At 61.0% G+C, this 13164-nt stretch carries 13 protein-coding genes; 2 read left to right on the forward strand and 11 right to left on the reverse strand.

Translation table 11 applies throughout. The annotated features are described in order from the left end of the window. The 4 genes from BMZ70_RS26930 to rpsL all read right to left on the reverse strand — a co-directional run. A partial coding sequence (locus BMZ70_RS26930) for a GTP-binding protein (RefSeq protein WP_083526564.1) occupies window positions 1-203 on the reverse strand: 203 nt, incomplete at its 3' end. Between the two features lie 71 nt (window positions 204-274). Then, a complete protein-coding gene (gene fusA / locus BMZ70_RS26935) occupies window positions 275-2380 on the reverse strand; it encodes an elongation factor G (RefSeq protein WP_092281393.1) in 2106 nt (701 codons plus the stop codon). A gap of 110 nt (window positions 2381-2490) precedes the next feature. Next, a complete protein-coding gene (gene rpsG, locus BMZ70_RS26940) occupies window positions 2491-2961 on the reverse strand; it encodes a 30S ribosomal protein S7 (RefSeq protein ID WP_092281395.1) in 471 nt (156 codons plus the stop codon). Between the two features lie 104 nt (window positions 2962-3065). Then, the gene (gene rpsL, locus BMZ70_RS26945) at window positions 3066-3449 is read right to left on the reverse strand and encodes a 30S ribosomal protein S12 (protein ID WP_092281397.1); all 384 of its coding nucleotides are present in this window, start codon (window positions 3447-3449) and stop codon (window positions 3066-3068) included. A 274-nt stretch (window positions 3450-3723) separates the two neighbouring features. On the opposite strand from rpsL, the gene BMZ70_RS26950 reads away from it, so the two are divergent. Further along, window positions 3724-5607 carry a phosphoethanolamine transferase gene (locus BMZ70_RS26950; protein ID WP_092281399.1) on the forward strand — a complete coding sequence of 628 codons (1884 nt, stop codon included), beginning with the start codon at window positions 3724-3726 and terminating at the stop codon, window positions 5605-5607. 6 nt (window positions 5608-5613) lie between these two features. Here the strand turns inward: BMZ70_RS26950 and BMZ70_RS26955 are convergent, their stop codons facing one another. The 7 genes from BMZ70_RS26955 to BMZ70_RS26985 form a co-directional block, all read right to left on the reverse strand. After that, on the reverse strand, window positions 5614-7212 hold the full coding sequence (locus tag BMZ70_RS26955; protein WP_092281401.1) for a methyl-accepting chemotaxis protein: 1599 nt from the start codon (window positions 7210-7212) through the stop codon (window positions 5614-5616). A 78-nt stretch (window positions 7213-7290) separates the two neighbouring features. Further along, window positions 7291-7755, reverse strand: coding sequence for a DUF2269 family protein (locus BMZ70_RS26960; protein WP_092281403.1), 465 nt, complete (start codon window positions 7753-7755; stop codon window positions 7291-7293). After that, on the reverse strand, window positions 7755-9020 hold the full coding sequence (locus BMZ70_RS26965) for an SDR family oxidoreductase (RefSeq protein ID WP_092281405.1): 1266 nt from the start codon (window positions 9018-9020) through the stop codon (window positions 7755-7757). The genes BMZ70_RS26960 and BMZ70_RS26965 overlap by 1 nt, the downstream gene beginning before the upstream one ends. A gap of 52 nt (window positions 9021-9072) precedes the next feature. Then, a complete protein-coding gene (locus BMZ70_RS26970; RefSeq protein ID WP_092281407.1) occupies window positions 9073-9600 on the reverse strand; it encodes a GbsR/MarR family transcriptional regulator in 528 nt (175 codons plus the stop codon). Between the two features lie 54 nt (window positions 9601-9654). Further along, entirely contained in the window at window positions 9655-9912 is a 258-nt protein-coding gene (locus BMZ70_RS26975) for a Txe/YoeB family addiction module toxin (RefSeq protein ID WP_092281409.1), read from the reverse strand. After that, window positions 9887-10168 (reverse strand): type II toxin-antitoxin system Phd/YefM family antitoxin, encoded by a 282-nt coding sequence (locus tag BMZ70_RS26980; protein WP_092281411.1) that lies wholly within the window; start codon window positions 10166-10168, stop codon window positions 9887-9889. Before BMZ70_RS26980 ends, BMZ70_RS26975 begins: the two co-directional genes overlap by 26 nt. A 66-nt stretch (window positions 10169-10234) precedes the next feature. Beyond that, complete coding sequence (locus BMZ70_RS26985; RefSeq protein ID WP_165403581.1) at window positions 10235-11704, reverse strand: MutS-related protein; 1470 nt, start codon at window positions 11702-11704, stop codon at window positions 10235-10237. Between the two features lie 182 nt (window positions 11705-11886). Between BMZ70_RS26985 and BMZ70_RS26990 the strand changes: the two genes are divergently transcribed. Further along, window positions 11887-13155, forward strand: coding sequence for an efflux RND transporter periplasmic adaptor subunit (locus BMZ70_RS26990; RefSeq protein ID WP_092281415.1), 1269 nt, complete (start codon window positions 11887-11889; stop codon window positions 13153-13155). Window positions 13156-13164: the final 9 nt, after the last annotated feature.

Raw genomic sequence — 13164 nt, forward strand, 5'->3', positions numbered from 1 at the left:
ACGTGAGCGGTGTTGATGGTAATGCCGCGTGCTTTTTCTTCTGGAGCAGCGTCGATCTGGTCGTAGGCTTTAGCTTCGCCGCCGAATTTCTTCGACAGAACGGTAGCGATTGCTGCGGTCAGGGTGGTTTTGCCGTGGTCGACGTGACCGATGGTGCCTACGTTGACGTGCGGTTTAGTCCGCTCGAACTTTTCTTTTGCCATTTTGATTCTTCCTCAGAACAAGTTTTTAAATGTGCGGCCGGATGATCTACCCGGCCGCAAAAATTACAGAATTACTTAGCTTTCGCGGTAACGATAGCGTCGATAACGTGCTTAGGCGCCTCGGAGTAGTGCTTGAACTCCATCGTGTAGGTTGCACGACCTTGCGTTGCGGAACGCAGGGTGGTCGAGTAACCAAACATTTCCGACAGCGGTACTTCGGCTTTGATGATCTTGCCGCCGCCGCCTGGGATTTCGTCCATGCCCTGTACCATACCGCGGCGGGACGACAGGTCGCCCATCACGGTACCGGCGTAGTCTTCCGGCGTTTCCACTTCCACCGCCATCATTGGTTCCAGGATGACTGGGTTAGCGCGTTTGCACGCTTCTTTGAATGCCATCGAACCGGCCATGCGGAATGCATTTTCGTTCGAGTCAACGTCGTGGTACGAACCGAAGGTCAGGGTGACTTTAACGTCAACCACTGGGTAGCCAGCCAGAACACCGGTGTTCAGGGTTTCGCGCACGCCTTTTTCAACTGCAGGGATGAATTCACGTGGAATCACACCGCCTTTAATTGCGTCGACGAACTCGAAGCCTTTACCTTGTTCCTGTGGTTCCAGGGTCACAACAGCGTGACCGTACTGACCACGACCGCCCGACTGCTTAACGAACTTGCCTTCAACATCGGTAACCGATTTGCGGACGGTTTCGCGGTATGCAACCTGTGGTTTGCCCACGGTCGCTTCCACGCCGAATTCGCGCTTCATACGGTCAACGATAATTTCCAGGTGCAGCTCGCCCATACCACCGATGATGGTCTGGCCCGACTCTTCGTCGGTCTTCACGCGGAACGATGGGTCTTCCTGAGCCAGACGGTTCAGGGCCAGGCCCATTTTCTCTTGGTCAGCCTTGGTTTTTGGTTCCACAGCCTGTTGAATCACTGGCTCTGGGAACACCATTTTTTCCAGGGTGATGATCGACGCTGGATCGCACAGGGTTTCGCCGGTGGTCACGTCTTTCAGACCAACCGCAGCGGCGATGTCGCCGGCGCGCACTTCTTTGATCTCTTCGCGCTGGTTAGCGTGCATCTGCAGAATACGGCCCAGACGCTCTTTACGACCTTTGACCGAGTTGTACACGGTATCGCCGGCGTTGATCACGCCCGAGTACACGCGGAAGAAGGCCAGCTGGCCCACGAACGGGTCGGTCATGATCTTGAAGGCCAGCGCCGAGAATTTCTCGTCGTCAGCGGCTTTACGGGTGGCTGGCTCGTCGTCTTCGTCGGTGCCTTTAACAGCAGCGATGTCGACTGGCGATGGCAGGTACTCGATAACCGCGTCCAGCATAGCCTGCACGCCCTTGTTTTTGAAGGCGGTGCCGCACAGCATAGGAACGATCTCGGAAGCGATGGTACGGTCACGCAGCGCTTTTTTGATCTCGGCTTCCGACAGGTCGCCTTCTTCCAGGTACTTGTTCATCAGGTCTTCGTTCGCTTCAGCAGCGGCTTCAACCATCTTCTCGCGCCACTCGGCAGCCGAATCAGCCAGCTCAGCAGGGATATCGACGTAGTCGAACTTCATGCCTTGCGAAGCGTCGTCCCACAGGATCGCTTTCATCTTGACCAGATCGATCACGCCTTTGAAGTTGTCTTCGGCGCCGATCGGGATCTGGATCAGGACTGGGTTGGCCTTCAGGCGGGCGCGCATCTGGTCGTAAACTTTGAAGAAGTTTGCGCCGGTACGGTCCATCTTGTTGACGAAGGCCAGACGTGGCACTTTGTACTTGTTAGCCTGGCGCCATACGGTTTCCGACTGTGGCTGAACACCGCCCACTGCGCAGTAAACCATGCAAGCACCGTCCAGCACGCGCATCGAACGTTCCACTTCAATGGTGAAGTCAACGTGGCCTGGGGTGTCGATGATGTTGATGTGGTGTTCTGGGAAGTTGTTTGCCATGCCTTTCCAGAAGCAGGTGGTAGCAGCCGAGGTAATGGTGATACCACGCTCTTGTTCCTGCTCCATCCAGTCCATCGTGGCGGCGCCATCGTGAACTTCACCGATCTTGTGGTTCACGCCCGTGTAGAACAGAACGCGCTCGGTAGTGGTGGTCTTACCTGCATCGATGTGAGCGGAGATACCGATATTGCGGTAGCGCTCGATGGGGGTCTTGCGGGCCATAATTAATCCTAAATCGTTTAATGGACAAAACCGAGCGCCATTTTTGGTGACAAAAATGAGCCCGGCCTCGAACAACGGATAACAGCCGGCTCAGGAGCCGGCCGATTTTATTAGAAGCGGAAGTGCGAGAACGCTTTGTTCGCTTCAGCCATGCGGTGAACTTCGTCACGACGCTTCATCGCGCCGCCACGGCCTTCAGCGGCTTCCATCAGCTCGCCAGCCAGACGTTGTGGCATGGACTTTTCGCTGCGCTTGTTGGCAGCTTCACGCAGCCAGCGCATGGACAGGGCCATACGGCGCACTGGGCGGACTTCAACCGGCACCTGGTAGTTTGCACCACCGACGCGACGGGATTTCACTTCAACCAGCGGCTTGGCGTTGTTCAGCGCGGTGGCGAACACTTCCAGCGGATCTTTGCCGGATTTTTGCGAGATGTGCTCGAAGGCACCGTAGATGATGTTTTCTGCGACCGATTTTTTACCGGACAGCATCAGAACGTTCACGAATTTGGCGACATCAGTGTTGCCGAATTTTGGATCCGGCAGGATCTCGCGCTTGGGTACTTCACGACGACGTGGCATGTCATTTCCTTTTCTCTTCAGTTGAGTGCTTTAGGCACTCGCGGTGGCCATCATAGCCATCCACTTACTCGGTCTCGCGACCGGCTCAACTCAATTAATGTAGATTACTTCTTAGCTTGCTTGGCGCGCTTGGCACCGTATTTCGAGCGAGCTTGTTTACGGTCTTTAACGCCCTGGGTATCCAGTGCACCGCGAACCATGTGGTAACGCACACCTGGCAAGTCTTTTACACGACCGCCGCGCAGCAGCACAACGCTGTGTTCCTGCAGGTTGTGGCCTTCACCGCCGATGTACGAGATTACCTCGAAACCGTTGGTCAGACGCACTTTGGCAACTTTACGCAGTGCCGAGTTAGGCTTCTTAGGAGTGGTGGTGTACACACGGGTGCACACGCCACGTTTTTGCGGGCTGTTTTCCAGCGCCGGCGATTTGCTCTTCACGACCAGCTTGGTACGTGGTTGGCGAATCAGTTGATTGATGGTTGGCATCGTTCTAAACCCAACTAAATAACAACATTAACAACCCGGTCATAGTGCCGGGGACAAAAAACCTTCTCTCACTCTACGGGACCACCGGAGGCGCAAACAGCCACTCTCATGGAGCAGCCAGATTCAACGTATACGATGTGCAGAATAAATTGAGAACTCGCGAGTATAGACGTGAAGCCCGGCCCAGTCAACCAATTTCACGGCGCCATGCGGCTTCCAAGGGGAAAGGAAACACTTGATAATAGCAAACAATTCAATTCCCGCCCCCTGTCGAATGCGATCCCTGCTGCGCCCTGCCCCCTTGTTTGTCCTGCTGACCTATGTGCTGCTGTCGCTGGTGCCCTGCGTGCCGCTGCTGCTCGGCAAGCAGGTGCCCGGCCTGGGCCACGTAATGGCGGTGGAAGCGCTGGCCTGGCTGGCGGTGTGGGGCGTGTTCGGCCGGCCGGCCTGGTTCCACTGGCTGCTGATCCCGGCCTTCCTGGCGCTGCCGACCGAGATCTACCTGTTCATTTATTACGGCCAGGGCATATCCACCCACCACCTCGGCATCATCGCCGAGACCAGCCCCAGGGAGGCGATGGAATTCCTCGGCCGCAAAGTGTGGCTGATGGCAGCCGTGCTGGTGGGCGTGATCGCCTGGTGGATCGCGGTGCAGGTCGCGGCGCGGCGCAGCCCGGCGCTGGCGTGGCGCGGCAAGACCCGCTGGGCCGCGCGGTGTGTATTAGTGCTGCTGAGCGGGCTGTGGGCCTACGGCTGGGAATTCGGCGTCAGCGCCAAGCCGGCCGCGCCGGCGGTGCGCGCCAGCGCCAGCGTCAGCCCGGCCTCCGCCGCCAGCGCGGAGGAGGCGTCCGAGGAAGAGGATGCGGAAGAAGACAAGGATCCCGAGCACGCAGCCATCGCCGGCGCCGGCCGCAGCGGCTGGCACTGGCCGGCGCTGCCGTGGCCGCTGCGCTCGCCGCTGGCCTTCAGCGACTTCGCCTCATCGTGGCCGTTCGGCCTGACCGCGCGCGGCGTCGACTTCTACAAGGAGCGCGCCTACCTGGCCGACCTCGGCCGGCGCAGCAGCAGCTTCCGCTTCGGCGCCCGCCAGCCGGAGAAAAACGACACGCCGGAAATCGTCATCATGGTATTGGGCGAATCGTCGCGCTACGACCGCTGGGGCATCAACGGCTACACGCGCGACACCACGCCGCTGCTGCGGCAGGAAACCAACCTGGTGACGCTGCCGGATGTGATCACCTCGGTGTCGGCCACGCGGCTGTCGGTGCCGGTGATCATCTCGCGCAAGCCGGCCATGCAAAGCCTGAAGGACGGCTTCTCAGAAAAATCGTTCCTGACCGCGTACAAGGAAGCCGGCTTCAAGACCTTCTGGCTGTCGAACCAGATCTCGTTCGGGCAGTTCGACACGCCGGTGTCGGTGTTTGCCAAGGAAGCCGATGTGATCCAGTTCATGAACCTGGGCGGCTTTACCAACAACTCCAACTTCGACCAGATCCTGCTGCAACCGCTGCAGCACGCGATTGCCGATCCGGCGCCGAAAAAACTGATCGTGCTGCATACGCTGGGTAACCACTGGAACTACAGCCAGCGCTATCCCAAGGAATTCGACAAGTGGCAGCCGTCGCTGTTCGGCGTCGACAAGCCGGTGTACACCGATTTGAAGATCAAGCCGCAGCTGAACAACAGCTACGACAATTCGATTTTGTACACCGACTGGTTCCTGTCGCAGGTGATCGGCCAGCTGAAAGCGACGCAGCAGCTGACCTCGATGGTCTACGTGGCCGACCACGGCCAGACGCTGTACGACAACAGCTGCAACCTCGCCTTCCACGGCCACAACACGCAGTACGAATTCCACGTGCCGGCGATGGTCTGGTACTCGGACGAATACAAAGACCGCTACCCGGACAAAGTGCAGCAGCTGCTGCGCCACCGCAAGGCGCGGCTGGCGACCGAGAACATGTTCCACACCCTGCTCGACCTGGCCGACATCCAGTACGACGACCAGAAGCTGGAGTGGAGCTTCCTCAACAAACAATTCAAGCAGCACAAGCGCTACGTCGACAGTTACGGCTGGTCCAACTACGACAACGCCAGCTTCAAGGGCGACTGCCGCGAAGTGATCGACAAGGGCAAGCCGCTCAAGCAGGAGAAGTAGCGCGCCCTAGCGCAGCGCCAGGCGGCCCGCGTGCGCCACGCCGGCATCGCCGGCATCGCCGATCTTGAACACGCTGACGGTCTGCTGCAACTCGCCCGCCTGGTCTTGCAGCGACTGGGTGGCCGCTGCGGCTTCCTCCACCAGCGCGGCGTTCTGCTGCGTCACCTGGTCCATCTGGGCCACGGCCTGGTTGACCTGGTCGATGCCCTCGCTCTGCTCGCGGCTGGCGACGGCGATCTCGCCAACGATCTGCGTCACCTGATGCACATCGCCCACCAGCGTCGACATGGTGGTGCCGGCCTGCTCGACCAGATTGGTGCCGAGCTGGATCTTCTGTACTGAGTCATCGATCAGCACCTTGATCTCCTTGGCCGCCGCCGCCGAGCGCTGCGCCAGCGTGCGCACTTCCGACGCCACCACCGCGAAGCCACGGCCCTGCTCACCGGCGCGCGCCGCTTCCACCGCCGCGTTCAGCGCGAGGATATTGGTCTGGAACGCGATGCCGTCGATCACACCGGTGATATCGACGATCTTGCGCGAGGCGTCGTTGATATCGTTCATGGTGCTGACCACCTGCTGCATCACTTCCCCGCCCTGTGCCGCCGTGGCCGACGCGCCTTCCACCAGCTTGCGCGCGTGCTGGGCGTTTTCCGAGTTCTGCTTAACGGTGCTGGTCAACTCCTCGATCGAGGCGGCGGTTTCTTCCAGCGAGCTGGCTTGCGTCTCGGTGCGCGAGGACAGCTCCATATTACCGGCTGCCAGTTCCTGCGAACCGGTGCTGATCACGTCGGCGCCCTGGCGCACGCGCGACACGGTCGACAGCAGATCGCGCTGCATGCGCTGGATCGCTTTCAACAGACGCTGGATTTCGTTGTCGCCATTGGTTTCGATGTGCGCGGTCAGATCGCCGCCGGCGACACGGTCCAGCTGCGCCACCGCGCCTTCCAGCGGCAGCAGCACCGTGGAGCGCAGCAGCAGATGCACGCCAAAGACCACCGCCAGCGCGATCAACAAGCCCAGCGCCACCAGCCACATCACCACCTTGTACTCGCCGGCGCGACTGTCGGCCAGCGTGTTGATCTCTTCATCGCCCAGCTTCTGGAACTTCTCCAGCAGCGCGGAGAACGCGGCGCCGGTTGGCGTCAGCTCGCCGGAATTGATGGCGGAGTAAGCGGCCGTATCGTCCTTGGCCAGCGCGGCGGACGCCCGGTCCAGCACGACGGACAGCTTGCGGCCGGCGTCGACCAGATCCTTCTTCAGTTGTGCATCCTGGCTTGGATAATTGGGTGATTTGTCGAACTTGTCGAGGAAATCCAGCGTGCGCTGGTAGGACTTTTTGGCGCTGGCCAGCGCGGAGTCGCGCTCGGCCTTGTTATCGCTTTCCTTCAGCGCCGCGTAGCCGCGCGTGAGGGCCGAACGGGTGCGGGTGGTGTCCTTGTAGGCGTCGTTGATGGTGATGACTTGCGACGCAATGTGGTGCACCTCCGCGATCGAGCGGTTCGACTGCTGCAAGGCGAAAATACCCAGGCCGGCGCCCGCCAGCAGCATCACCGCAAACAGCACCAACACCCCCAGCAGGCTCGCCCGCACACTGATATTTTTCACGCCCATCTCCTGTTATCTTTAAAAAGTTACCAGAAAGAAATTATACGCGAATAAAGAAAAAACTGAATCTGGCTGAATTTATGCTGGCTTATGCACCATCAGCCAGTACACCACCAAAAGTGCGCCGAAGGCCGGGAATCCCAGCGCGGTCCAGATTTTTTCATAGCGCCAGTAGCGCGAAGGCAGTTCCTCGCCATTGCGTGCGGCCAGCGCCGCCATGTCACGCATGCGCAGTTGCAGCCAGACGACCGGCAGCCAGCATGCGCCAGCCAACAGATACAACGCCGCCGACCCGACGATCCAGCGCGAACTCAGCGGAAAGCCCGCCAGATGAATCATCCACAACCCCGACAGAGGCTGAACAATGATGGCGGGCGTGGTGAACCACCAGTCCGCACGCGCCACCAGCCGCGTCACCACCGCGATTGCCGGCACGTTGCCGCTGCGGTTGGCGAAGAACATGTAAAAGGCCGTGCCGAAGCCGGTGCCGAACATCAGGGTGGCCGAGAGGATGTGCAGCCATTTGATCGCAAGATATTCCATTATTTACTCGCTCTCCACATCACGAACATCAATGCCAGCAGGGGCAGGTTTTTACTCAGGGGACCGAACGGATGCAGCCAGAAGTGCGGCAGGCAGATGCTCATCGCCAGCGTGTAGACGGCGACCAGCCCCAGTTGCAACGCCCACAGCCAGCGGCGCGGCCGCAGCAACAGCAGCAGGCCTAGCGCGGCATCAGTCAGGCTGGCCGCCAACAACACGGCCTCCTGTGCTGCGGCCGGAACACCACATGCCGCAAGCCACGCACGGCTTTCCGCATGCGGCCAGCCGAACCAGGAGACGGCGGCCGTCCATAGCCACAGCGCCGCCAACGCCAGCGTAATCGCCGTCGCGGCCCAATCCCAGACAGCGCTGATGCGTTGTGCCGGCCGGGTGAAATGCGCCGGGTCGCGGAGTGGACGGTCCAGCAGCGCAGCGGTTGCGCTGGCGTCTGCGGTATTGCTGCCATCTGCACTTTGTTCCAGCATCAGCAGCGACTCCGGGGTCAAGGCGCTGGACGGGATCAACGCGGCGATGCGCGCGATCACGCGGGCAACCGGCATCGGCAAATCCAGCACCATTCCCGGCGCCGCCTTCATGCCAATGCGCAGGTCGCCCAGATAACCCGCCATCGTGGTGGCGCGCGGACCAACCACCGCCAGCTCGCGCGGACCGGCGGTGCCGGCCGTCACCAGCCTGACGATCACGGCGACCAGGTCATCGACGTGGATGGGTTGCACCTTGGCGCCGTGCGCCATCGGCATCATCAGGGCGGGCAGCGTGGCCAGCATGCGGAACATAACGCTGCTGGCGCCATCTTCGCCATAGACCAGCGATGGACGGATGATGGTCGAGTCCAGATCACGTGCCAGCAGGTCCACTTCCGCCGCGCCCTTGCTGCGCCAGTAGCCGGTCGCGGCGTCCGGATGACTGCCCAGCGCGGAGACCTGCACCACGCGGCGCACGCCCAGCCGCTCGCAAGCAGCAAACAAGGCGACGGGTGCGGCACGATGCAAACGGTCGAAATCCCCCGTACTGGCTTCGCGAATGATGCCGACACAATTGACCACCGCATCAACGCCTTGCAGCAGCGGCAGCCAGTCCTGCTCGCTAGTCAAGGAGCCGAAGTCCGCCTCGATCCAGTGCTGCGGCAGCTCATCGGCAGGACGGCGGCGGCTCAAGCCGATGACGGTGCAGCCGGCGCCGCGCAAGGCGTGCGTTGCGTGATTGCCGATCAAACCAGTAGCGCCAAGTATCAGAACTTTCATACCGCCTCCGCCTGTAATTTCTGTAAAAACAGAAATGATTGATGAAATTTTTTTAGTCGCTGCCAAGCAAGCGAGCCACCTTGCCGCCCATTTTCAGGAAACGCTGCATGGTGGCTGGTGGCAGGTGCTTGTAATCGTCATAGGTAGCCGTGAGCATTTCAAGGAAATCCAGCACCTGTTCCATCTTGACCTTGGTGGCCTGTTCCAGTTGACGATCGCTCTCCGCCTCCACTGCACAGGCGCGCAGCACCGTCAGGGTAGGGTCAATCTCGCGCTTCTTGCGTTCTTCGACAATGACGCGAAAGATTTCCCACACGTCCTGCAAGGCAAGGAAGTGATCGCGCCGATCACCGGCCACGTGGGTCACGCGCACCAGCCCCCAGCTTTGCAGCTCTTTCAAGCTGTTGCTGACGTTTGAGCGCGCCACATTCAAGGCCTCGACGATTTCCTCGGCGTTCAGCGGCTGGTTAGCCAGGAATAGCAGCGCATGAATCTGCGCCACAGTGCGATTGACGCCCCAGCGAGCCCCCATTTCCCCCCAGTGCAGGATGTACTTCTGAGTAGTCGGCGTGAGGTTCATGGATTTCTCTAATTTCTGTCAATACAGAAATAATAGGCCGCCTTTTGGCTGGAGTCAACAGTGGTTACGGCAGGAGATCACCGTAACGCGCGAATCATCTGCCTGATAAACAAGACGGTTTTTCTTGTCGATGTGGCGGGACCAAAGTCCGGATAAATCGCCTTTCAATGCTTCCGGCTGGCCTATGCCCTCGAAGGGAAAACGGCTGCAAGCACTGAGAAGCTCGTTGATTTTCTTGAGGGTCTTTTTGTCTTGCTGCTGCCACCAGATATAGTCAAGCCATGCCTCATTTGTGAAGGTAAGGCTGCACATGGTCTTCGCCAGCTTCGATCAGCTCATGCTTGGCCACGCGTCCGGCACGCAGGTCCGCCAGCGATGCGGCCAAGTGGGATGCATTATTGGGGGAGCTCAATAGATAGGCGGTTTCCATCAGGCCGTTATATTCAGCCAACGCAATGATAACCATCGGCTTGCTTTCATCGCGCAGCACCGTCAGTCCACCTTCTGCAGCATCATTCAGTACTGCGTTCAAGTTGTTGCCTGTTTCTGCGAAGCGAACGACTTTCATGGCAATTTTCCCCGATGAAGAAGTGAATTTGAAGTGTAGTTGGTTTCATCGACAACACAAGCGAACTCAATTGAGGGAAATCAAGGCCTGGTCTTCCGGATGAGCCAGGTAATCGCTCAGCCAGGTGTGGACGCGGTTGGCCTTGGTGGTGATGGCGGGAGCGAAGCCGCGTTCTTCCAGCAGGGCGATGCCGTTGGTGTCCTGCAGCAGGCCGGGTGTCAGCTGCCAGGCGCCGCCTTCGCGGCGCACGCACCACGGTTGCAGGCAATCGGACAGCAGCGACGCCAGCACCAGGTGGTGCGAGGCCACCACTACCCGCCCCTGCGCGGCCAGCGTGTGCAGCACCGCCGCTGCCGCCGATACCGACTCAAGGTAGTTCGTGCCGCGGAAGATTTCGTCGATGATGAAGATGGCCGGACGCTGCGCCGACAATGCCAGCAGCTCCTGCCCGCGCCGCAGTTCGGCCATGTAGAAGCTTTCGCCGCTATCCAGCGCGTCTTCGTTTTGCATGCTCGCGTAGACCGGCAGCAGCGGCGTCACCGCGCGCGCCGCGTAGCAGAAGCCGAAGGCGCGCGCGGTCACCAGGTTCAGGCCCACGGTGCGCAGCAAGGTGCTCTTGCCCACGCCGTTCTGCCCGGAGATGAAGACGCCCTGCTCCGCCATGCCGAAATCCAGCGCCGCCGCATCGGCCAGCAACGGATGCACTACCTGCTTCAGCTCCACTGCCTCACCCGCCTCGGCCCAGCAATGTGCGGTACGCGACAGGTGACGCGCCAGTGCCAGGTCAGCATCCAGCGTCGCTACACGCTCAAAGCTGGCGCGCAGGAAGGCGATGTTTTCACGCGCCACGTCGCGGCTGCAGAAGTAGTGGCGCACATTCTGCAGGAACAGCCAGTCGCTGTAGTCCGCCACGCCCGGCATGCCGGCCATCAGCGAGCGGCTCAGGCGGCGATTGAGTTTGCCCGCCTGCGCCGCGTCGTCCCAAGGCAGCAGCGAGTGCACGCGCAGCATCAGCTGGGTGCTGTCGAGGATGCGGCCCCATTCCTGCACCGCTTCGTAGCAGCGCACCTGTATCGCACACAGCGTCAGGCACAAGGCCAGCGCCACAATCCACATCGGCATCCAGCCCATGCCCAGCGCCATACCGGCGGACAGCAGGAAGGCGAGCGGCAACCAAGCCAGCACCGGCAGCCAGCGCGGCGACGATGGCAGAGTCGGACCGTACAAGGTCTCGCTGATTTCGCGGTCGGCGCGGCGCAGGTCCGTGACGGTGGCCTGCAGTTGCTGGCGGCGCGCATCGTCCGCCATCAAGCCGCGCACGCGGCCGGCGGATGCGGACACCTCGTCGGCGGACGCCGCGTACAAGCGCCGGTGCAGTTCCTGCTGGCCGAAGATGCTGGTCTCGCGCGCCAGTTCGGCGCTGTAGGCCGGCAGCAGCAGGTCGTTCCATGTCTGTTCATCGATCGCGGCATGCGCGCCGGGCAGCATGCGGCGGTAGAGGGCGACGTCACTGGGTACAAAGGGGTAATCGTTCATGCACGGCCAGTTGGCGGCGATTGTCAATTTTTCAAGTCCGCTCGCCGGACGGTGCGGACACAGCGGACGCTTCGGACGCTTCGGACGCCGAACGGACAGCACACATCCCATATAAATCAATCACTTAGCGCGTGGCACGCTTTCTGCATAACGTTGCGCATCTACTCACAAACGAGCAATCCATGATCCGCGACACCTCATCCCAAGACGCCGTCATCGCGCCACCGAAAGGCCGGGCCACCAAGCGCCGCATCATCATCGCCGCCGGCGTAGTGGCGCTGCTGGCCGCCGGCTGGTCGCTGGTGCACACCTGGCGCGGCAGCGACCATTCCGTCAACGCCTCGCGCCTGCGCATCGCCGAAGTCGGACGCGGTACCTTGATCCGCGACGCCGCCGTCAATGGCCGCGTGGTGGCCGCCGTCAGCCCGACGCTGTACGCGCCGTCGCTGGCCACAGTCACGCTGAAAGTCCACGCCGGCGACACGGTCAAGAAAGGCGACGTGCTCGCCGTGCTGGAATCGCCCGACCTGTCCGATGCGCTCAAGCGCGAACAAGCCGCCTACGCCCAGACCGAGGCCGACGTGGCGCGCCAGCGCATCCTCGCACGCAAGCAAAAGCTGCTGGCGCAGCGCGACGCCGACACCGCCGAAATCGACCGCGTCTCGGCCCAGCGTACGCTGGAGCGCTACGACGCCGTCGCCAACGAAGGCGCGGTCGCCAAGATCGAATACCAGCGCGCCAAGGATGCGGTCAATTCCGCCGTGATCCGCGCCAAGCACGCCACCGAAGCCTCCACGCTGGAAAACGACAACGTGGCGCTGGAGCTGGAATCGAAGATCAAGCAGCTGGACCAGCAGCGCAGCACCCTGTCCAACGCCCAGCGCCGCGTCGACGAGCTGACGGTGCGCGCGCCGGTCGATGGCTTCATCGGCACGCTGTCCGTGGCCGACCGCAGCGTGGTCCCGGCCAATACGCCGCTGATGACGCTGGTCGATCTGTCGCGCCTTGAGGTGGAACTGGAAGTCCCTGAAACCTATGTCTCCGACATCGGGCTGGGCATGAACGCGGAAGTCAACTACGGCACCGGCACCACCACCGGCAAGCTGTCGGCACTGTCGCCGGAAGTGGTGAAGAACCAGGTGCTGGCGCGCGTGCGCTTCAACGGCGAACAGCCGGCCGGCCTGCGCCAGAACCAGCGCCTCACCGCGCGTTTGCTGATCGATGAGAAACCCAACACGCTGATGGTGCAGCGCGGCCCGTTCGTGGAATCGGAAGGCGGCCGTTATGCCTACGTGGTCCGCGACGGCGTCGCCATCCGCACCCCGATCAAGCTGGGCGCCACCAGCGTCTCCGCCGTGGAAATCCTCGGCGGCCTGAAACAAGGCGACAAGATTGTTGTAGCCGGTACTGAAACCTTTGAGAACGCCGAACGCGTCTCGATCAATCAATAAATAACTTTC

It is taken from the genome of Duganella sp. CF402 (assembly GCF_900109645.1).
Taxonomy (GTDB): domain Bacteria; phylum Pseudomonadota; class Gammaproteobacteria; order Burkholderiales; family Burkholderiaceae_D; genus Rugamonas.

What these genes read in the sequence shown, in the direction of transcription:
- BMZ70_RS26985 (WP_165403581.1), bottom strand. Translation starts at nt 11,704, where the DNA reads ATGAACGATTACCCCTTTGTACCCAGTGACGTCGCCCTCTACCGCCGC.
- BMZ70_RS26975 (WP_092281409.1), bottom strand. Translation starts at nt 9,912, where the DNA reads ATGTGCAGCCTTACCTTCACAAATGAGGCATGGCTTGACTATATCTGG.
- BMZ70_RS26980 (WP_092281411.1), bottom strand. Translation starts at nt 10,168, where the DNA reads ATGAAAGTCGTTCGCTTCGCAGAAACAGGCAACAACTTGAACGCAGTA.
- BMZ70_RS26965 (WP_092281405.1), bottom strand. Translation starts at nt 9,020, where the DNA reads ATGAAAGTTCTGATACTTGGCGCTACTGGTTTGATCGGCAATCACGCA.
- BMZ70_RS26950 (WP_092281399.1), top strand. Translation starts at nt 3,724, where the DNA reads ATGCGATCCCTGCTGCGCCCTGCCCCCTTGTTTGTCCTGCTGACCTAT.
- BMZ70_RS26960 (WP_092281403.1), bottom strand. Translation starts at nt 7,755, where the DNA reads ATGGAATATCTTGCGATCAAATGGCTGCACATCCTCTCGGCCACCCTG.
- rpsG (WP_092281395.1), bottom strand. Translation starts at nt 2,961, where the DNA reads ATGCCACGTCGTCGTGAAGTACCCAAGCGCGAGATCCTGCCGGATCCA.
- BMZ70_RS26970 (WP_092281407.1), bottom strand. Translation starts at nt 9,600, where the DNA reads ATGAACCTCACGCCGACTACTCAGAAGTACATCCTGCACTGGGGGGAA.
- BMZ70_RS26990 (WP_092281415.1), top strand. Translation starts at nt 11,887, where the DNA reads ATGATCCGCGACACCTCATCCCAAGACGCCGTCATCGCGCCACCGAAA.
- rpsL (WP_092281397.1), bottom strand. Translation starts at nt 3,449, where the DNA reads ATGCCAACCATCAATCAACTGATTCGCCAACCACGTACCAAGCTGGTC.
- fusA (WP_092281393.1), bottom strand. Translation starts at nt 2,380, where the DNA reads ATGGCCCGCAAGACCCCCATCGAGCGCTACCGCAATATCGGTATCTCC.